Here is a 20,170-nt window from a genome sequence, read left to right on the forward strand (position 1 = left end):
CGCCCCTCAGCGCCCAAGATAGACCTCGATCACGCGCGGGTCGGCGCTGACCGCATCCAGCGTGCCTTCGGCCAGCACGCTGCCTTCATGCAGCACCGTTACGTCAACCCCCAGGGCGCGTACGAAATCCATATCATGCTCCACCACCACCACGCTGCGGGTGCGGTTGATCTCGCGCAGCAGATCGGCGGTGGCCATGGTCTCGGCATCGGTCATGCCCGCCACGGGTTCATCCACCAAAAGCAGGTCAGGCTCCTGGCCCATGAGCATGCCGATCTCGAGCCACTGCTTCTGCCCATGGCTCATGCCGCCCGCGGGCTGGTCGGCCATGGCTTCCAGCCGGGTCAGGCGCAGGAGGTGGTCGATGCGTTCGCGCTCGCTTTCGCTGCGGCGGGCCATGAGCACGGCAAAGGGCGAGCGCACGCCCTTGAGCGAGAGCAGCAGGTTCTCGGTCACGCTCAGCGCCTCGAACACGGTGGGCTTCTGGAACTTGCGGCCAATGCCCAGCCGGGCGATGGCGGGTTCATCCAGCCGGGTCAGGTCACGGCCCTGAAAGCGCACGGTGCCGGTATCGGGCCGGGTCTTGCCGGTGATGATGTCCATCATCGTCGTCTTGCCCGCGCCATTGGGGCCTACGATGGCACGCATCTCGCCCGGGCGCAGCGCAAGGCTGAGGCTGTTGATGGCGCGAAAGCCATCAAACGTCACGCTTACATCGCGCATGTCGAGCAGCAGGTCATCGGTCATGCCTCATCTCCCTGCGTATCCGCCACTTCAGGTGTGACTTCCTCCGGCGGCGCTTTACGGACATGCCGCCACAGCCCCATGAGCCCGTTGGGCAGGAACAGCGTGGTGCAGATGAACAGCAGCCCCAGCCCGTACAGCCAGAACTCCGGCAGCCAGGCGGTGAACAGCGTCTTGCCCAGATTGACCAGTATGGCCCCCAGCACGGCCCCGCACAGCGTGCCACGACCACCTACCGCCACCCAGATGACGGATTCGATGGAATTGGCAGGCGCAAACTCACCGGGGTTGATGATGCCAACCTGTGTTACATACAGCGCGCCCCCCAGCCCTGCGATCATGGCCGAGAACACCCACACCAGCAGCTTGGCCTGCTCGGGGCGGTAGCCCAGGAAGCGGGTGCGGCTTTCGGCATCGCGCACGGCTACCAGCAGGTTGCCAAAACGGCTGCCCACCACAAAACGCGCCGCCAGCAGGCTTGCGGCCAGCAGCAGCCCGGTCACCACCAGCAGCACCGCGCGGGTATGCGGCGCGTGCAGGTCGGCGCCGAGAATGTCCTTGAAGTCGGTCAGGCCGTTATTGCCACCAAAGCCCAGACCATTCTGGAAAAACGCCAGCATGAGCGCATAGGTCAGCGCCTGCGTGATGATGGACAGATACACCCCCGACACACGCGAGCGGAAGGCAAGCCAGCCAAACACGCCAGCCAGCAGCCCCGGCACCGCCACAACCAGCACGGCGGCCCATGCGAAATGCTCCGAACCCCACCAGTACCACGGCAGGTTCTTCCATGAGAGGAAGATCATGAAATCAGGCAGGCTGGCATTGCCATAAACGCCCCGGGCTCCGATCTCGCGCATGAGGTACATGCCCATGGCATATCCCCCCAGCGCGAAGAACGCAGCATGCCCCAGCGTGAGGATGCCCGCAAAGCCCCACACCAGATCCACCGCCAGCGCCAGCATGGCATAGGACAGGTATTTACCCGCAAGCGACACCACGAAGGCAGAGGCATGCAGCGGATTGCCCTCGGGCAGCAGGCTTGCTGCGGCAAGCCCGCCTGCCGCCACCACCACGGCCACCGCCATCCAGATCACGCCGCGCAGGGAGCGCGGGGCATGGGTTGAAAACGGGTTCATGATTCAACTCCCCGCCCGCGCACGGGAAACATGCCGCGCGGATGACGCTGGATGTAGAGAATGACCAGCACGAGAATGGCGATCTTGGCCGAGACCGCGCCAATGGTCGGCTCCAGCACCTTGCCGCCCATGCCCAGCGCCAGGGCCGCCGCCAGCGTGCCCCACAAATTACCGACCCCGCCAAACACCACCACCATGAAGCTGTCGATAATGTAGGACTGCCCCAGATTGGGGCTGACATTGTCAATCTGGCTGACCGCAACGCCCGCAAGCCCGGCAAGCCCGGCCCCAAGCCCGAAGGCCAGCGCATCGACCCGTGGCGTGCGGATGCCCATCAGCGCCGCCATGCGGCGGTTCTGGGTGACCGCGCGCATCTGCAGCCCCAGCGACGTGCGGCGCAGCACCAGCATCAGCCCGCCAAGCACCAGCCCCGCAAAGACCAGAATGGCCAGCCGGTTGAGCGTAATGTCCATGCCGCCCACCGCAACCGAGCCTGAAAGCCAGCCCGGCGTCTGCACCGCGATGTTGGTCGGCCCGAAAATGGAACGCACCGCCTGCTGCAGGATGAGCGAAAGCCCCCACGTAGCCAGAAGGGTTTCGAGCGGGCGGCCATACAGGAAGCGGATCAGCCCGCGCTCGATCACGATGCCAAGCGCCCCACACACCAAAAACGCCACCGGAATGGCCACCACAATGGCCACCGGCTCCAGCGCAGGGATGGTGGCGCGAATGGCCTGCTGCACCATCCATGTCACATAGGCGCCGATCATCATCATCTCGCCATGAGCCATGTTGATCACGCCCATCACGCCAAAGGTGATGGCGAGCCCCGTAGCCGCAAGCAGCAGCACCGAGCCGTAGCTCAGGCCATAAAAGGCATTCTGCGCCACGCCCCAGGCACGCAGGTGCCAGTCGATGCGCGATACGGCCTGCTGCGCCTCATGGCGCACGGCTGGCGCTTCCGCATCGGACTGGGCAACCCCTGCCAGGATGCCACGCGCCTGCGCGCCACCCACTGCACCCAGCGCACGCACGGCATCAAGCCGGGGCTGGAGCGCATCGGGGGCGGGGGGCTGGCCCAGAATGGTTGCGGCCCGCACCTCCGTAAGCCGGGTGCGCACGGCTGCATCCTTTTCCACCGCAAGGGCGTGTTCCACCACTGCCAGCATGGCCGGGTCGTGGCGGGCGTAAAGCGCATCGGCCGCCCTGAGCCGCGTTGCGGGCTGGGGTGCAAGCAGGTCCCTGCCCGCCTGCGCGCCCGCAAGTGCCGTGCGGATGCGGTTGTTCAGACGGATCGGCTTCAGCCCCTCCGGCACGGACGCTGCGGGCTGGCCCGTACGGGCGTCGATGTAGTTTTCACCGTGGCGGATATACACGCTGCCATCAGGGGCTGCGAACAGGTTGCGCTCGCCCAGCGCCTGCAATACCGCCCCTGCCTGCGGGTCATCTGACGCGGCAAGGGTGGAGATGGCTGCCGTTACCGCCCCAAGCTGCGGGCTGGCCAGGTCAGCAAAGGCATCCGCCCGCGCGCCGTGGCCCGGCAACACCATGGCCCCAAGCCACAGCGCCGCCAGCAGGCAGGTGGTACGGAGCTTATGCATGCCTGTGCCCGAGGCAGGTCTTGGTGGCGGTGTTGTAGTTGCCGCAGGCAATGGGCTTACGCCAGTCGCCGATCAGGTCTTTCGTTTCCGGCACCCACGGCGACCAGGCCTGCCCGGGCACGAGTGCCGGGGTCTTCCACACGACCGAGAACTGCCCGTCATCCTGTATCTCGCCAATATAGACCGGCTTGGTCAGATGGTGGTCGGGCAGCATTTCAGCCACGCCGCCGGTCAGGTTGGGCTGGCGGATGCCGATCATGGCATCAATCACCTTGTCATGATCGGTGGTGCCTGCCCTGGTTACAGCCTGCACCCACATGTTGAAGCCGATATAATGCGCCTCCATCGGGTCATTGGTGGTGCGCTTGGGGTTTTTGGTGAATTCATGCCACTGCCTGATGAAGGCGGTATTGGCCGGGGTATCGATGCTCTCGAAGTAATTCCACGCGGCAAGCTGGCCCACCAGCGGGGCGGTATCCATGCCGGCCAGTTCCTCCTCACCCACGCTGAAGGCCATGACCGGGATGTCGGTGGCCGAAATGCCCTGATTGCCCAGCTCCTTGTAGAACGGCACGTTCGCATCGCCATTGATGGTCGAGACCACGGCGGTCTTCTTGCCCGCGGAACCGAAGGCCTTGATCTGCGAGACGATGGTCTGCCAGTCCGACTGCCCGAACGGCGTGTAGTTGACCATGATGTCGGCTTCCGCGATGCCCTTGGCCTTGAGGTAATTGACCAGGATCTGGTTGGTTGTGCGCGGATAGACGTAATCCGTGCCCACCAGCGCGAAACGCCTGGCACCCCCGCCATCCTCGCTCAGCAGGTAGTCCACCGCCGGTATGGCCTGCTGGTTGGGGGCCGCACCGGTGTAGAAGATGTTGCGGCTGCACTCCTGGCCTTCATACTGCACGGGATAGAACAGGATGCCGTTGAGTTCCTCGAACACCGGCAGCACCGACTTGCGTGAAACGCTGGTCCAGCAGCCGAACACGGCCGATGCCTTGTCCACCGACAGGAGCTGGCGCGCCTTCTCGGCAAAGAGCGGCCAGTTCGAGGCAGGGTCCACCACCACCGCCTCAAGCGGGCGGCCAAGCAGTCCGCCCTTGCGGTTCTGCTCGGCAATCAGCATCAGCATGGCGTCCTTGAGCGTGGTCTCGCTGATGGCCATGGTGCCGGAGAGCGAATGCAGGATGCCAACCCTGATCGGCTCGCCCGCAGGCGCTGCCGCCCGCGCCGGTGCCGCGCGCCACATGCCCCCCACAGCAGCCGCCGAGGAGGCAAGGGCAAGACGTCCGAACGCACGACGGGAAAGGTGAGGCAGTTTAACGGGCATGATGAACGGTCCTTTGCTGCTGGGTGCATTGTCGGCGTACATAAAAGCGCTTCCCATACGCATTCCTGCGTATGTCCTCCACGGGCTTTCCGTTACGATCATGCACGCTGCCACCCGTAACGCCCGAAAGCCGTGATCTTGCCGCACCCGACCAGCCGCCTGCGCATCGTGCGCCCCCGCCGGGCCTACAGCCGCTGGGCCGCCGACCAGACATTCGAGGACTACGCGCTGCGCTTTACCGCGCGCAGCGCACGCATGGCCACGCCAATGCGGGCGGCGCGCACGGCACTGGGCTCCATCTCGTTCCTCGCACTCGAGGCCATGGGCGGCACGCTCACGCTGGCCTTCGGCTTTGCCAACACGGCTGCGGCCATAGCGCTTGTCACGGCTGTCATCTTCGCCATTACCCTGCCGCTCTGCGCAACGGCTGCGCGCGCGGGGCTGGATATCGACCTGCTCACGCGCGGCACCGGCTTTGGCTATATCGGCTCGACCATCACCTCGCTGCTCTATGCCATTTTCACCTTCATCTTCTTCGGGCTTGAGGCCGCGATCCTGGCGGGCACGCTGCACGGGCTGCTGGGCATGAAGCTGTGGCTGGCGTATCTGCTGTGCGCGGTCATCATCATTCCGCTGGTCACGTGGGGCATCACGTTCATCGCCCGCTTCCAGATCGCGACGCAGCCGGTCTGGCTGGCCCTCAACCTCATTCCCCTTGTGGTGATGGCGGGCCTCCACCCCGACCTGCTGGGGCAGTGGACGCATTTCAGCACGTCTTACGGGGCGCCCGGGCGCATCGACCCCCTTGCCGTGGGCACCGCTGCCTCGCTCATGATCGTGCTGGTGTGCCAGAGTGCGGAGCAGATCGACTTCCTGCGCTTTTTGCCCGAACCCACGCGTTGCAACCGGCGGCAGTGGTGGACGGCGCTGTTGCTGGGCGGGCCGGGCTGGGTGGTGCTTGATGCCTTCAAGCTGCTGGCGGGGTCGTTTCTGGCATGGGTGGTGCTGCGGGCGGGCTTTTCACCGCTGCAGGCGGTGCAGCCCGGAGTGATGTACCGTTTTGCCTGGGGCAGCTTCACCCCCGCCCCGGTGGCAACCGCGCTGACGGTGGCCCTGGTGGCGCTGGCGCAGGTCAAGGTCAACATCACCAATGCCTATGCCGGGTCGCTGGCGTGGTCGAACTTCTTTTCGCGCCTGACCCATACCCATCCGGGCCGGGTGTTCTATGTCATCTTCAATGTCATGATTGCGCTTTTGCTGATGGAGGCCGGGCTGGTCAGCACCATCCAGACCGGCATAACGCTGTATGGCGTTCTGGCCTGCGCGTGGATCGGCGCGATACTGGGGGATGTGGCGCTGTGCAAGCCGCTTGGCCTGAGCCCGCCCTTTGTCGAGTTCAAGCGCGCGCTACTGCCGGACTTCAACATTGTAGGTCTTGGGGCATGGGGTATTGCCGCAGGCACGGGCGTTACGGCTTTTATGGGCTATCTGGGCCCCATGGCCGCGGCCTATGCCCCCTTCCTGACACTGGTGGTGGCCTTTGGCGCAGCACCGGTGCTGGCGTGGCTGACCGGGGGGCGCACCTATCTGGCCCGCCCGCAGCCCGCGGGCTGGAACGACCGGCCCGCCATGACCTGCGTGATCTGCGAACACACCTTCGAGGCACGGGACATGGCCCCCTGCCCCGCCTATGGCGGCACAATCTGCTCGCTGTGCTGCTCGCTCGACGGGCGCTGCCGCGACCGCTGCAAGCCCGTCTCGACCCGCATGGGCAGCCAGCTTGCCGCCCCGCTCCGCGCCCTGCCGCCCCGCCTGCGCCGCTGGCTTGTCGCACCTGCGGGGCGCTTTACGCTCATGCTGGCTGGCATGGCGCTGGGCATGGGGCTGCTGGCATGGACAACGGGCCATGCGTGGCGTGGCATCATGGTGCCGGTCTTTCTGGCGGGCACGGTGGGCGCGTGGCTGCTGGTCATGGCGCAGCAGGGGCGGCGCACCGCCACGCGCGAGACCCTGCACCAGACCCGCCAGCTCATGAACGAGATCCGCGCCCGCCGCCGCACCGACCATGCGCTGAAGCTGGCGCGTGAAAAGGCCGAGGCCGCAAGCCTGGCCAAGACCCGCTACATCAGCGGCATCAGCCACGAGATCCGCTCGCCGCTCAACGCCATCATGGGCTATATCCAGCTCCTGCAGCACGATACGCGCCTGCCGCCCGAGCGCCACCAGGCGCTGGGCATCATGCGCGAAAGTGGCGAGCACATCACCAGCATCCTTTCAGGCCTGCTTGACATCTCGCGCATCGAGGCCGGGCGGATCGAACTGCATGCCGATACCATCGCCCTGCCCGCTTTTGTGGAATCAGTCGCCCAGATGATCCGCCCGCAGGCACAGGCGCGCGGGCTGGAGCTGATATGGCGGCCCGGCTACCTGCCTGCCGTGGTGACGTGCGATGAGCACCGCCTGCGCCAGATCCTGCTCAACCTGCTGTCAAACGCGGTCAAGTTCACCCGGCAGGGCACGGTCACGTTCTCGGCCAGGTGGCAGGGGCAGATTGCGGAATTCATCATAGAAGACACCGGCCCCGGCATTGCAGAGGAAGACCATGCCCGCATTTTCGAGCCCTTTGAGCGCGGAAGTGCCAGCGCGGGCGTGCCGGGCACCGGGCTGGGACTAACCATCACCCGGCTGCTGACCGAAATTCTGGGCGGCGAACTGACCTTTACCAGCACGCCGGGCAAGGGCTCGCGCTTCAGGGTGCGGCTCATGCTCTCTGACCGGCAGGTGGAACTGCCCGCGCGCCTGCCCGCCTTCCCCACCGGGTATGAAGGGCCACGCCGCACGGTGCTGGTGGTCGATGACAATGCCGAGCACCGCCTGATCATGCGCGAGATCCTTGAACGCTGCGGCTTTGCCTTTGAAGGAGCGGAAAGCGGGGCGGAATGCCTCGACCGCCTGCCGCTGGTGCAGCCCGACCTGCTGCTGCTCGACCTGTCCATGCCGGGCATGGACGGGCGCGATCTGGCCCTGCGCATCCGCCGCTCGGCCCATGCCCGCGTGCCGATCATGTTCCTGACCGGCAACCTGGTGGAAAGTGCCAACCGCCATGTCCCCTCCCTTGAGGACTGCCCCGTGCTGGGCAAGCCGGTGAACCTGTCGGTTCTGGTCACCAAGATGGGCCAGATGCTGGGCCTTGAATGGATCTTTCCGGCCCCTGATGAGCCTGACACGGCGCCACTGGCGCCACCAGATACAGATACCCCCACCACCCTGCCCGAGGCGGAGCGCGCGGCCCTGCTGGCCCTGCTTGATGGCGGCAACCTGCGCCACCTGCGCGCCCACCTGACCACCCTGCGCGACCAGCATCCGGCCCTCAGCGGTGCAATCGAACCGCTGCTGGTCCTTGCCACGTCCTACCAGCTTGAAGCCTTGCGACACCACCTGGAGCGACCCACGCCATGACCGTGCCCGATCCATCCCGCAAATCCGTTCTTGTCATTGATGATGACCCGGCCGTTCTGGGCCTGATGGACGAAAAACTGACTGATGGCGGCTATACGGTGCTGCTGGCGCAGTCCGGCATGGCAGCGCTTGCCGTGGTGGCGCGCACCGTGCCGGACCTGATCATGGTCGATGCCCTCATGCCCGGCATGAACGGGTGGGAAGTCTGCGCGGCGCTGCATGATGACCCGCGCCTGAATCTTGTGCCCATCATCTTCATGACCGGCCTGACCGAGACCGAGCATGTAATCCGCGCCTTTGAGGCCGGTGCCGCCGATTACGTGACCAAACCCCTGCGGCTGGAGGAAGTCATGGCCCGCATTGGCGTGCGCATGGAATCAGCCGCGCGTATCCGCGCCGCCCATGGAGCGCTTGACCATGCGGGCCGCTTCCTGCTGGCCACCAGCCATGCGGGTGATGTGCTATGGGCCACGCCGCAGGCAGGACTGGTATTGCGCGAACTGCCAGACGCGAGCGATGGAGGCACGGCCCTGCCCCTGCCCACGCCCCTGCCCGCGTCTGGCGGCGTGCTCATGCGCCATAATGTGGGTGAAAACGAACTGGTTCTGACCCTTGTGGGCATGAGCGGGCCGGATGAACTGCTGCTGCGCATCAGCCGGCAGCCGCTTTTCCCCCAGCGCATATTGCAGGACCGTCTGGGCCTGAGCGCGCGCGAGGCGGAGGTGCTGCTGTGGATCTCGCGCGGCAAGACCAGCCGTGACATTGCCGATATCCTGCAGGTCAGCCCGCGCACGATCGACAAGCATATCGAGCAGATCTACAACAAGACCGGGCTGAGCACGCGGGCTGCTGCGGCGGCTACCGCATCGCGCCTGCTGCAGGAGCGCTAAAGGCCAGATGCCCGGAAATCATATACTGAGCTCCCGGGCGCTACCTTTTTTCAACAACTTTTAGGGTTTCAGGGCACGGCCCGCGCTGCATCATCCGAAAGGCGGTCCTGCTGCATGTCGGGCGCACCGATTTCGGGGCACATCCTGCGCTGCTCGTGGCCGCGTATGACTGCCAGTTTCTGGCGCACCTGATCAAGGCTGCGCTCGGTGGCATCTTCCCTGATCGGGTGGCCCGCAGGTGCAAGCGTTGCCCCTTTCATGATGCCGAAACCCGGCACAGGATCGAATTTGACAAAAAATCCCTTCTCCGCCGGAGCTTTGTCCTGCGCCTCGGCCCGGGCTTCGCTGTGGCTGAGGGCAGTGAGCCGGTCCGACAGGCGCACATCTTCGGCCAGCAGGTGGCGGCAATCCATTTTTTCGGGGGCGGGAGCGGCCTGTGCGAGGCCCGCGCCCATGATCCCTGCCAGCAGGGCGAAGCCATACGTGGCGTTTCGCTTGAGGGTCAGCATTCCGATTTCTCCCGGCGGTGGGTCAGCCCTGCCGCCTGATAAAATGACATGAACAGGCCAGCCGTTTTCAGTACTGGAACTGCATGCCCAGCAAAAAAGCCCCCACCGCGCGCGTGCCCATGGGCTTGTAGCGCACATAATCGAACGTAAAGCGCAGGTTGTGGCCATCCATTACATAGTTACCGCCCAGATCGAGCTGGGTGGTCTTGGGGTGGCCGGGACCGTACATATCCTTTTTGAAGCGGAACTGCTGGTAGCGCACCAGCGGCTGGATGCGCCCCCAGCCCAGCCGGTATGGAATGAGGTACGCCGTGCTGGCCAGAAAGGCCGTGCCATCATTCACGCCACCCACATTGCCATAATCGGCCGAGCGCTGGCCGTAGCCTGCCGCGATATCCTTCACGCCGCCAGTATAATACTGGTAATACGCGCCCTCGAGCGTATAGACGCCGTATTTCGCGCCCTCGCCAATGCGCTTTTCAAACAGGCCATCAACATTCCATGCCTTGTAGTCGCCCTTGTCCTGCGCCGTGCCCACGCCATCGGTTTCGTACTGGCCTGCAAGGCCAATGGCCAGGATGTCGGCCTTGCCGTAATAGGTGCTGGCCGTGTAGTAGGCGGGCGACGGCTCGGGGTCGAGGAAGTTGTATTCCATGCGCGCGGCAAAGAGCGGGTGCTCGCCATAATTGGAGCCACCGCGCACCCAGTTATGCCCGCGATAGACACCGGCTACATAGCGGAAACGGTCCTTGAGCAGTTTGCCCCATACCGAGATGCCATCATCACGCCCCGACCACGCGCCCGGATACTGCGACACGATCGGAAACGCATAGGTGCTCAGAAAGTAAGGCCCATCAAGGTTTGAACGGTCGCTTGGCGTGAGCATGCGCCCGCCCCAGATATTGAACGCCTTCCACCGCTCGAACTGCAGCACGCCATCGAGCACGTTCCAGTTGCCATCGCGCAGGCGTTCGAGATTGAGCGTTGACTTGACGTATTTGTGGAACTGCGCACCCATGTAGATACGCAGGTCGCTCGCACTTGCCGCATCCTTGTTGCCCGGTATGGTGGTGTCGTGGCTCAGATACTGCGCGCGCACGCCCAGGCCCAGCGTAAAGAACTGGTCCTTGCCAAAGTTGACCGTGGTGGCCGCGCGGGCATGGGGCATGCTGGCACCAAGCGCCACACAGGCCGACAGGATACTGCCGCAACGCAGCAGTTTCTTCTTCCGGCTCATCCTGAACCGGGACACAAGCGCAATCATGAACATCCCCTTGTGGCTGCGGTCACCGACCGGCGACAGGGAAACATTACGAAATTGCACCATCAGGGCGTGATGCGTGAAATTACTTATAATGGCCGTTTATGAGCTTATTCATGCCACCAACGCGAGGCCAAACATGCCATCCCGTACTGGCCACGGGCATGCAGATATCAAAAAAGCCGCCTTTTAAAAAAAGGCGGCACCAAAAAACTTTCATTACTTCAAAGCAAGAGTTGTTACAGGCCGCCCTGCTCGATGATGAAGCGGGCAATGTCCTCCACCCCCTCGCCTGCGCGGATATTGGCGAACACAAAAGGCCGCTGCCCGCGCATGCGCCTGCTGTCACGTTCCATTACCCCAAGGTCAGCGCCCACATGCGGCGCAAGGTCGATCTTGTTGATGACCAGCAGGTCGCTGCGCGTAATGCCGGGACCGCCCTTACGGGGGATCTTGTCACCTGCCGAGACATCAATGACGTAAATGGTCAGGTCAGCCAGTTCAGGACTGAAGGTGGCGGCAAGGTTGTCGCCCCCGCTTTCCACCAGCACGAGGTCCAGCCCGGTAAAGCGCTCCGTCAGCTCCGCAATGCCGGCTAGGTTGATGCTGGCATCCTCGCGTATGGCCGTGTGCGGGCAGCCGCCGGTCTCGATACCCATGATGCGCTCGGGCGGGAGCGAGCCCGCGCAGGTCAGGAACTCCGCATCCTCACGTGTATAGATATCGTTGGTGATGGCAGCGATATTGTATTCATTGCGAAAGCGGCGGCACAGCGCATCCATCAATGCTGTCTTGCCCGTGCCCACCGGGCCGCCAATACCCACGCGCAGCGGGCCGTGCTTTGCTTTTGTCATGTTCTGAACAACCTCGTTTCCTGGGTTTCGTGATGCATGGCGGCGAGGTCGGCGGCAAAACACGCCCCGCCCACATCGTCCAGCGTCTGGCGCATAGCCTGCCCTGCCGCCTGCGCCAGCACGGATTCAAGCCGGGCCAGCGCGTGCAGCCCATCGGTCTGGCCCAGCGGCACCAGCCGCACGGCAGCCGACACCAATGCTGCCACTGCCGCATACCCGCCCGACAGCACAGCCTGCCCCACGGCCACGCCACCACGACGAAACACCAGCCCCTGCACTACAGGCAGCGGCCAGCGCGTGCCCGCCAGCGCTGCCCTGGGCGGCACGACATTCCACACCGCCGCCGCCCGCAAAAAGGCCTCGCCCTGATACACCGTCTCCTCATACCGCTCGCGCGAGGAGGCTGAGGCACAGGCAAAGCGGGCAATCTCGCGCAGGCGGGCATCATCCTCCCCCGCCTGCCATGCCGCATGCACAATGATCAGGTCATTGCCAAGGCTGCCATGGCGCAGCAACGCGCCAACCCATGCGCACAGGCTTTCCACATCACGCACGTCACCCCGCTCTACCGCCCATTCCAGCCCGTGGCTGTAGGCATACCCCCCCGTGGGGAAAGCGGGCGACACCCATGAGAGCAGCCGCAGGAAATCCTGCCCGGCCATGCCTGCGGGCTCAGTCATGCGAATGGGCGTGACCACCATGATCATGCGGGTGGGCATGGTCGTGGTGGTGCTCATGGCCGTGCGCCGCCCCCCGTCCCGCATAGGCCCCGCTTTCGGGGTCAAAGGCCGCCCTGACACGGTGTACATGCCCGCCAAGGCCCGTGATCATATCGGCAATGACATGGTCATGGCGCACAAGAATGCGCTGCGGCTCAATGGCGGCGGGCAGGTGCCGGTTGCCCAGATGCCATGCCAGCCGCAGCAGGTGCAGCGGGTCATGGGCGGTGACTTCCATCAGGTCTTCGGGCAGGGCTTCCACGCGGATGATGCAGCCATCATCAAGCATCAGCCCATCGCCATCGGCCAGCAGGCGCGCCTGTTCCAGTTCAAGCAGCACGCGCGCCCCCGAGCGCAGGGCGAGCATCATGCGCCTGCGGTGGCGGCCTTCATAATCAGCGGCGAACACATCCGAGGCCTCGGCCACGGGCCAGCTTCCCGCTGGCAGGATTTTGGCGACACGGGTCATCAGAACAGGAAATACCTCTGGGCCATGGGCAGGATATCGGCAGGTTCGCAGGTCAGCAGCACGCCATCGGCCCGCACCTCGTAGGTTTCGGGGTCAACCTCGATATGCGGCATGGCATCGTTATGGATCATGCTGCGCTTGCCAATGCCGCCGCGCGTGTCCGACACGGCGGAAAGGCCCTTTTGCAGCCCCAGCCTGCGCCCGATATCATCCTCCAGTGCCGCCTTTGACACGAAGGTGAGGCTGGTATGGGTGCGCGCGCCGCCATAGCCGCCAAACATCATGCGGCCATGCACCGGCTGCGGCGTGGGGATGGAGGCGTTGGGGTCGCCCATCATGGCATAGGCAATGGCCCCGCCCTTGATGACCAGATCGGGCTTTACGCCAAAGAACCCAGGCTCCCACAACACCAGATCGGCCAGCTTGCCCACCGCGATAGACCCCACCTCATGCGACAGGCCGTGGGCGATGGCCGGGTTGATGGTGTATTTGGCGATGTAGCGCTTGACGCGGTTGTTGTCAGCCGCACCATCACCGGGCAATGCGCCACGCTGCTGCTTCATCTTGTGGGCGGTCTGCCATGTACGCAGCGGCACCTCGCCCACCCGGCCCATGGCCTGACTGTCCGATGACATCATGGACAGCACGCCCATGTCGTGAAAGATGTCCTCCGCCGCGATGGTCTCGCGCCTGATGCGGCTCTCGGCAAACGCGATGTCCTCGGGCACCCTGGGGTCAAGGTGATGGCAGACCATGAGCATGTCCAGATGCTCATCAAGCGTGTTGCGCGTATAGGGCCGCGTGGGGTTGGTGGAGGACGGCAGCACGTTGGGCAGCCCCGCAACCCTGATGATGTCGGGCGCATGGCCGCCACCCGCGCCCTCGGTATGGAAGGCATGGATGGTGCGGCCCTCGAAGGCTGCGATCGTGTCCTCCACAAAGCCGCTTTCGTTCAGCGTATCGGTATGGATCATGACCTGCACGTCCATCCGGTCGGCAACACTGAGGCAGCAGTCAATGGCGGCGGGGGTGGAGCCCCAGTCCTCATGCAGTTTGAGGCAGCTTGCGCCCGCGCGCACCATTTCCTCCAGCGCCTCGGGGCGCGAGGCATTGCCCTTGCCCGCAAATGCGAGGTTGACGGGAAAAGCATCGGCCGCCTGCAGCATGCGCGCCAGGTGCCACGGCCCCGGCGTGCAGGTGGTGGCCGCCGTGCCTGTGGCAGGCCCCGTGCCGCCGCCGAGCATGGTCGTGATGCCCGATGCCAGCGCCTCCTCGATCTGCTGGGGACAGATGAAATGGATATGGCTGTCAATGCCGCCTGCGGTCAGGATCTTGCCCTCGCCCGCAATGATTTCCGTGCCCGGCCCGATGATGATGTCCACGCCGGGCTGGATATCGGGGTTGCCTGCCTTGCCAATGGCGGCAATGCGCCCGTCACGCAGCGCGACATCCGCCTTGACGATGCCCCAATGGTCGATGATCAGCGCATTGGTGATGACGGTATCCGCCGCCCCCTGCGCGCGCGTGGCCTGTGACTGACCCATGCCATCGCGGATGGTCTTGCCGCCGCCAAAGCGCACTTCCTCGCCATAGATGGTGAAGTCCTTTTCCACCGCCACCACAAGGTTCGTATCGGCCAGCCGCACGCGGTCGCCGGTAGTGGGGCCGAACTGGCCCGCGTAATCATGCCGGGTCAGACGCGTCATGGTTCCACACTCCCCATTACATCGCCCCTGAAGCCGATCACGCGCCGCAGGCCGCGCAGCGGCACGAGCGTTACATCACGCTCCTGCCCCGGCTCGAAGCGCACCGCCCCGCCCGATGGCACGTCAAGCCGCCAGCCCAGCGCCTGTGCCCGGTCAAAGTGCAAGGCCGGATTGACCTCGCCAAAATGATAATGGCTGCCGACCTGCACGGGGCGGTCGCCAGTATTGGTTACCCGCAGGGTGCGGCGGGGCTGGCCTGCATTGAGGGTGATTTCGCCCTCATCAGTCAGGATTTCGCCCGGCACGGCGCCTTCGGGCAGGGGGTCAGCGTATCGGGTCATGGACTGTCACCAGTTTCGTGCCATCGGGAAAGGTCGCCTCGACCTGAACATCATGGATCATCTCGGCCACGCCGGGCATGACCTGCGCGCGGGTCAGCACGTGGCCGCCGCTGGCCATCAGTTCGGCCACACTCAGCCCGTCGCGCGCGCCTTCGACCACATGGTCGGTAATCAGGGCCACGGCCTCGGGGTAGTTCAGCCGCACGCCGCGCTCCAGCCTGCGGCGGGCGACAATGGCTGCCATGGCAATGAGCAGCTTGTCCTTTTCCCTTGGTGTCAGCTTCATGTCGTGCTCCGTCTCCTTGCCTGCCTGTGCTGTATCATGACCGCCATGTGGATGGCATGGGCCGCCCGGCCCGCAATGCAGGCAGGATGTGACGCAAAGCCCCCTCAAGCGCCCAGCCCCCCGCGCCCACGCCGCGCACCACCAGCATGCCGTTCCATGCCGAAGCGGCAAATCCCGCGCATTGCGGTGCCGCCAGAAGGTCACGCACCGGGGCCAGCAGGTCCATCGCCTGCGGGCTGGCCAGCACCAGCGTTGCCACCGCCCCCTGCCCTGCAGCCATGGCGGGCTGGGCCAGCAGGGCCGTTACATCGGTGCTTTCCAGCCGCAGCATGTCTTCGAGCAGCAGTTCGCCCTCGCGCCTTATGGTCAGGCGATCGCGCACATGCAGGCTGGCAAGCTGCTCGCCCGCGCCAAGGCGGCCGAATATCCGGCTTTCAAGAAACAGGAAGGTGGCGGATTGCGCCATATCCACCACCATGTGGCGGCGCAGGCGGCTGCCATCGAAAAAGATCGTGCCATGGGGCAGCCATTCCAGCCGTGCGCCAGCACCGACATGGCAGGCAACCGTCATTTCCGCCGGACCATCGTCAGGGCGGGCACGGTAGATCCGCTCGGCGGCCTGCGATGTGACCAGCAGGTCCGTGCCGGGGCCACAGGCCAGCCGCCCGCGGATCTGATCCCCCGCCGCGATGCCGCCGGAGATATTGACCGTGGCAGCTTCCAGCCCGTTACCCTGCACGCGCGGAAACAGCAGCCGACAGCAGCCGGCCTGCACCAGATCGGCCATGCGGGTGCGGAAACCATCGGCCCTGACTTCCAGCCCGAACTGCCCCCTTGCACGCTGAAGTGAGGTTATTCCCGCGTTCATTTCTGTCCCGACACTATCAGGACCATCGTAGCAGCCGGACGGAGTACGTCCATTGCGTAAAATTACGCATTCCCCGCCATGCGCCTGCTTGGGAACATAGGCTTTTGAGCGCTCTGCCTGATACTGCCTTGTAAATAAAGACTACGTTCTTCAAAGCCTGTTGAAAAAAGCTTCACCAGAAACTTTTCTACACGCGGGGTCAGTCGGGCTGCGCGGTCTGCACCAGTTGACCAAAGCGCGTCATGTCCACATTCCCGCCAGAAACCAGCACGCCGATGCGCCTGCCCTGCCACCGGGGCGCTGCGGCAAGCGCGCCTGCCACGCCGAGGCAGCCGGTCGGCTCGACAATAATTTTCATCCGCTCGGCCAGAAGGCGCATGGTTGCAACAAGGGCCGCGTCATCCACCGTGACGATATCGCGCACGTACTGGCGCATGAGGGCAAAGGTCAGGGGCGAGATGGCGGTTGTCTGTGCGCCATCGGCAAGGGTATGGGGCACCGGAATCTGCACGATATGCCCTGCCGCCAATGACTGGCGCGCATCATCGCCCGCTGCCGGTTCCACGCCAATCACCGCGCAGTCCGGCGCTACCGTATTGGCCACGAGTGCACAGCCCGAGGCCAGCCCGCCGCCGCCAACGGGCACGAACAGCGCATCAAGCGGGCCGGTTTCCTCAAACAGTTCGAGTGCTGCCGTGCCCTGACCGGCTATGATGTCAGGATGGTCGAAGGGGGGCAGGACGGTGGCACCACGCTCATTGGCTATGGCGGTGGCGATTGTCTGGCGGTCCTGCGTGTAGCGGTCATAGGGGATCACTTCCGCGCCATACCCGCGGGTCGCGGCAAGCTTCATGGCCGGGGCATCTTCAGGCATGACGATGGTGGCGGGTATGCCCGCATCCTGCGCGGCACTGGCCACGGCCTGAGCATGATTGCCCGATGAAAACGCCACCACCCCGCGCTGCCTTACGGCCTGCGGCAGGGCGGCAATGGCATTTGCGGCACCACGAAACTTGAAAGCGCCGACGCGCTGGAAATTCTCGGCCTTGAAGAACAGCGTCGTGCCGCTCGCACGATCGAAATACCGCGATGTCAGGACCGGCGTACGGTGCGCCCGGCCTTTGATCCGCGCTGCCGCCGCGACCACATCTGCAAATACCGGTAGTGCGTGCATCATCCCTTCTCCCCCAACGTGGCAAGGCCACCAGCATGGCCCGGTTCCGTTACGGCAGCCAGGGATAATGTCAGGACGACCGCCCCATCGCATGATGGGAGCGGTCGGTGCCTGATGGCTCAGGGTGTGTGGACGAGCTTACGGTTCAGGAATTCCTCAATGCCGAATTCCGAAAGTTCACGGCCATAGCCGGAGTTCTTGATACCGCCAAACGGCAGGTCGGGTGCCGTGCCTGTCACGCTGTTGATGAAGACCATGCCCGTATCGATTCTGGCGGCCACGCGGCGGCCACGTTCCACGTCGCTGGTCTGGATGGAGCCGCCAAGACCGTATGGCGAATCATTGGCCAGTGTTACGGCTTCATCCTCGCTGCCCACCGAGTAGATGATGGCGACGGGACCAAAGATTTCCTGATAGAAAATCGGGTTGTCCTTGGTCACATTGGTCAGGATCGCGGCCTTCATGAAGAAGCCCTCGCGCTCGATGCGCCTGCCGCCCACAACGAGGCTTGCCCCGTGCGCCACGGCCTTTTCCACCTGTGCCACGGCATGTTCCATCGCCACCTGGCTGCTCATCGGGCCATGGGTCACGCCCTGCTCGAGCGGGTCGCCGTATTTGAAGTCATTGATCGCGACCTTCAGGCGCGAGGTGAATTCCTCAACGAGCGACTTGTGCACGATCATGCGCTTGGCCGCCGTGCAGACCTGACCGTTATTGGACATGCGCGCCTGCACCGCAAGCGGGATGACCGTGTCGAGATCGGCATCATCAAGCACGATAAAGGCATCCGACCCGCCGAGTTCCATCGTGCTTTTCTTGAGCGCGCGGCCTGCCTGGCCAGCCACGGCGCTGCCGGCGCGTTCGCTGCCGGTCAGTGCCACGCCACGGATTTCGGGGCGTTCGATCAGCTTTTCCGACTGGTCATTGGTGATGAACAGGTTGGTATAGGCCCCAGCAGGCGCACCGGCTTCACGGAACAGCGCCTCGAACGCCTCGGCGCATTGCGGCACGCCCGGCGCGTGCTTGACCATGACGACATTGCCCGCCATCAGGTTCGGCGCTGCCACGCGGGCAAGCTGATAGTAAGGGAAGTTCCACGGTTCCACGCAGTAGATGATGCCCAGCGGCTCGCTGGTTACACTGGCATGACCCTGCGACACCGGCAGTTCGCGCGGGGCGAGGAAGGTCTCGGCCTTCTCGGCATAATAGGCCAGAATATCGGCTGAGAGGGAGATCTCGGCGATGGCCTCGGGCAGGATCTTGCCCATTTCGATGGAAATCAGACGCGCATGCTTTTCCTTGTCGCGGCGCAGGATCTCGGCAGCCTTGAGCATGATGTCACGACGCTGGGCAATGGTGCGGCGGCGCCAGTCATTCTCCCAGAACGTATGGGCGGTATCGAGCCGGGCCAGCATTTCCTTGTCATCATGCAGGTCAAAGACCTTTTCCGTCTGGCCGGTGGCGGGATTAATGGTGCGGTAGGGACTACTCATCTCGTCATATCCTTAACAAGCTGCGGGCATGGATGGCTTTATAGCCGGGCAAGGGTTGGTGTTGTGTAAACGCGCCAACGGGTTGCCGCTCATTGGTTGCAGATTGCGCCATGCCCTGCGTGTTGATGCAATGCTCCCTGTATCGTGACTATATTCCGCCGTAGCGTGTCAATGTCCGCACCCGGCAGGGCAGACCTGCGCTCACGCAGATGAGGACAGGCTGGAATGGCTGGTTTCAGGGGGCGAGGCACGTGCTTGCAGGCTGCATGGGACAGGACTGCATCACAAGAGTTTGACTGTGGGGCAAGATCAGCGCGTGCTCCTACTACTCTGTTACGGTAAATCGCTGACTAGTGGCTTGGGGAAAGCAGAATGACCGCTATGAAGCCGCAAAAGGTGACAATCTGCCGTCCTTGTAGCAATGATGACCTATGACCGATGCTGTAGAATCTGGAGTACCTTATCCGAGCGATGTCGCAGGCCCTATTGATGAGTGGTCCAGAGTTGTTTACACGGCCCTTCACACTTGGCCCATTGCCCGAGACGGTGAATGGACGCGCTGGGAGCCCGGCTATCTTTTGCTCACGATCAAGCGCGTAGATGGCCGCGAGATAGAACCCATTGCGCTTTATACTGCTGACGAAGAGTTGACAGTCAGCTTCGGATACTGGGAGACACACAACCCGGCTCCATACGAGCTTTGGAATGCTGAAGCAGATATTATCGCAGAACACGCCAAGTTGCTCGTCGCGCAATGGCTAAATGGAGAAATACGCACAGCTGTTGTTACCGATAGGAAAGGAGATTGGTGCAGGACCACTACAATCGAGCAGGGAGAACTTACGCCTCAGTTGGAGGCCGCTGCGCGATGGTTACGTGATTTCCATCCGGAGAAGGTGGAAGTTCGCACACCGGTAAAAGGCGACTGGAAGATTTACCCCGTTGATCCAAACTGGCTAAAACTGCCTGTGCTCTCGCTTGATCGGCTTCAGGGATAAACAACGTCAACGTCTGCCGTGAGGCGACTGCCGCCTGTCTGATTTCCGTAAAAAATGAAAAAACACACTGTAACCTATGTCTGGTCGAGTATGTTTTCTAACAGTCTTATGCGAAGGGTAGATATGGAACTGGTATCGTGTTTGGATAGAGAGATACGCAGTTTTTAATGCAGGGCGGGAACAGACTATTGGCATCGGGCTTCAGAATACCGGTTTCCGTCTTCGTGGCAGTCTGGACAGTTTGTCTTGCGATGCCTGTTTCGCCCGCTCACGCCGATTGCCAGTCCCTGCACATTCCGCCGCCGCCTACTGCCAATACAACACAT

18 protein-coding genes are annotated in these 20,170 nt (G+C 63.7%); 3 read left to right on the forward strand and 15 right to left on the reverse strand.

What is annotated here, in order from left to right; translation table 11 throughout:
* Window positions 1-6 precede the first annotated feature (6 nt).
* From urtD to urtA, 4 genes are read right to left on the reverse strand one after another with little or no spacing between them, the layout of a single operon-like run.
* Window positions 7-747, reverse strand: coding sequence for an urea ABC transporter ATP-binding protein UrtD (gene urtD, locus FMA36_RS15395; RefSeq protein WP_159263172.1), 741 nt, complete (start codon window positions 745-747; stop codon window positions 7-9).
* The gene (gene urtC / locus FMA36_RS15400) at window positions 744-1,883 is read right to left on the reverse strand and encodes an urea ABC transporter permease subunit UrtC (protein ID WP_159263173.1); all 1,140 of its coding nucleotides are present in this window, start codon (window positions 1,881-1,883) and stop codon (window positions 744-746) included. Before urtC ends, urtD begins: the two co-directional genes overlap by 4 nt.
* Window positions 1,880-3,484, reverse strand: a complete 1,605-nt coding sequence (urtB, locus tag FMA36_RS15405) for an urea ABC transporter permease subunit UrtB (protein ID WP_159263174.1) — start codon at window positions 3,482-3,484, stop codon at window positions 1,880-1,882. The genes urtC and urtB overlap by 4 nt, the downstream gene beginning before the upstream one ends.
* Window positions 3,477-4,817: an urea ABC transporter substrate-binding protein gene (urtA, locus tag FMA36_RS15410; RefSeq protein ID WP_159263175.1), complete on the reverse strand. Its 1,341-nt coding sequence runs from the start codon at window positions 4,815-4,817 to the stop codon at window positions 3,477-3,479. Before urtA ends, urtB begins: the two co-directional genes overlap by 8 nt.
* 138 nt (window positions 4,818-4,955) lie before the next feature.
* Between urtA and FMA36_RS15415 the strand changes: the two genes are divergently transcribed.
* Together FMA36_RS15415 and FMA36_RS15420 are read left to right on the forward strand one after the other, a co-directional pair.
* Window positions 4,956-8,276, forward strand: coding sequence for a hybrid sensor histidine kinase/response regulator (locus tag FMA36_RS15415; protein ID WP_159264038.1), 3,321 nt, complete (start codon window positions 4,956-4,958; stop codon window positions 8,274-8,276).
* Complete coding sequence (locus tag FMA36_RS15420) at window positions 8,273-9,166, forward strand: response regulator transcription factor (RefSeq protein ID WP_159263176.1); 894 nt, start codon at window positions 8,273-8,275, stop codon at window positions 9,164-9,166. The genes FMA36_RS15415 and FMA36_RS15420 overlap by 4 nt, the downstream gene beginning before the upstream one ends.
* Before the next feature lie 68 nt (window positions 9,167-9,234).
* Here the strand turns inward: FMA36_RS15420 and FMA36_RS15425 are convergent, their stop codons facing one another.
* From FMA36_RS15425 to FMA36_RS15475, 11 genes are all read right to left on the reverse strand, one after another.
* Window positions 9,235-9,675, reverse strand: coding sequence for a hypothetical protein (locus FMA36_RS15425; protein ID WP_159263177.1), 441 nt, complete (start codon window positions 9,673-9,675; stop codon window positions 9,235-9,237).
* Window positions 9,676-9,742: 67 nt separating this feature from the next.
* Window positions 9,743-10,939: a porin gene (locus FMA36_RS15430; RefSeq protein WP_408885661.1), complete on the reverse strand. Its 1,197-nt coding sequence runs from the start codon at window positions 10,937-10,939 to the stop codon at window positions 9,743-9,745.
* 236 nt (window positions 10,940-11,175) lie between these two features.
* Window positions 11,176-11,790, reverse strand: a complete 615-nt coding sequence (gene ureG / locus FMA36_RS15435) for an urease accessory protein UreG (RefSeq protein ID WP_159263178.1) — start codon at window positions 11,788-11,790, stop codon at window positions 11,176-11,178.
* Entirely contained in the window at window positions 11,787-12,452 is a 666-nt protein-coding gene (locus tag FMA36_RS15440; protein WP_159264042.1) for an urease accessory protein UreF, read from the reverse strand. Before FMA36_RS15440 ends, ureG begins: the two co-directional genes overlap by 4 nt.
* Before the next feature lie 10 nt (window positions 12,453-12,462).
* On the reverse strand, window positions 12,463-12,978 hold the full coding sequence (locus FMA36_RS15445; RefSeq protein WP_159263179.1) for an urease accessory protein UreE: 516 nt from the start codon (window positions 12,976-12,978) through the stop codon (window positions 12,463-12,465).
* The gene (ureC, locus tag FMA36_RS15450; protein ID WP_159263180.1) at window positions 12,978-14,684 is read right to left on the reverse strand and encodes an urease subunit alpha; all 1,707 of its coding nucleotides are present in this window, start codon (window positions 14,682-14,684) and stop codon (window positions 12,978-12,980) included. The genes FMA36_RS15445 and ureC overlap by 1 nt, the downstream gene beginning before the upstream one ends.
* Window positions 14,681-15,025: an urease subunit beta gene (locus FMA36_RS15455; protein WP_206065125.1), complete on the reverse strand. Its 345-nt coding sequence runs from the start codon at window positions 15,023-15,025 to the stop codon at window positions 14,681-14,683. Before FMA36_RS15455 ends, ureC begins: the two co-directional genes overlap by 4 nt.
* A complete protein-coding gene (locus FMA36_RS15460; RefSeq protein WP_078527481.1) occupies window positions 15,009-15,311 on the reverse strand; it encodes an urease subunit gamma in 303 nt (100 codons plus the stop codon). The genes FMA36_RS15455 and FMA36_RS15460 overlap by 17 nt, the downstream gene beginning before the upstream one ends.
* 34 nt (window positions 15,312-15,345) lie before the next feature.
* Entirely contained in the window at window positions 15,346-16,179 is an 834-nt protein-coding gene (locus FMA36_RS15465; RefSeq protein ID WP_240906405.1) for an urease accessory protein UreD, read from the reverse strand.
* 199 nt (window positions 16,180-16,378) lie between these two features.
* A complete protein-coding gene (locus tag FMA36_RS15470) occupies window positions 16,379-17,356 on the reverse strand; it encodes a threo-3-hydroxy-L-aspartate ammonia-lyase (RefSeq protein WP_206065127.1) in 978 nt (325 codons plus the stop codon).
* Between the two features lie 116 nt (window positions 17,357-17,472).
* A complete protein-coding gene (locus FMA36_RS15475; RefSeq protein WP_159263181.1) occupies window positions 17,473-18,846 on the reverse strand; it encodes an NAD-dependent succinate-semialdehyde dehydrogenase in 1,374 nt (457 codons plus the stop codon).
* Window positions 18,847-19,277: 431 nt separating this feature from the next.
* On the opposite strand from FMA36_RS15475, the gene FMA36_RS15480 reads away from it, so the two are divergent.
* On the forward strand, window positions 19,278-19,844 hold the full coding sequence (locus FMA36_RS15480) for a hypothetical protein (protein ID WP_159263182.1): 567 nt from the start codon (window positions 19,278-19,280) through the stop codon (window positions 19,842-19,844).
* Window positions 19,845-20,170: the final 326 nt, after the last annotated feature.

This window comes from Komagataeibacter xylinus (assembly GCF_009834365.1).
Lineage (GTDB): Bacteria > Pseudomonadota > Alphaproteobacteria > Acetobacterales > Acetobacteraceae > Komagataeibacter > Komagataeibacter xylinus_D.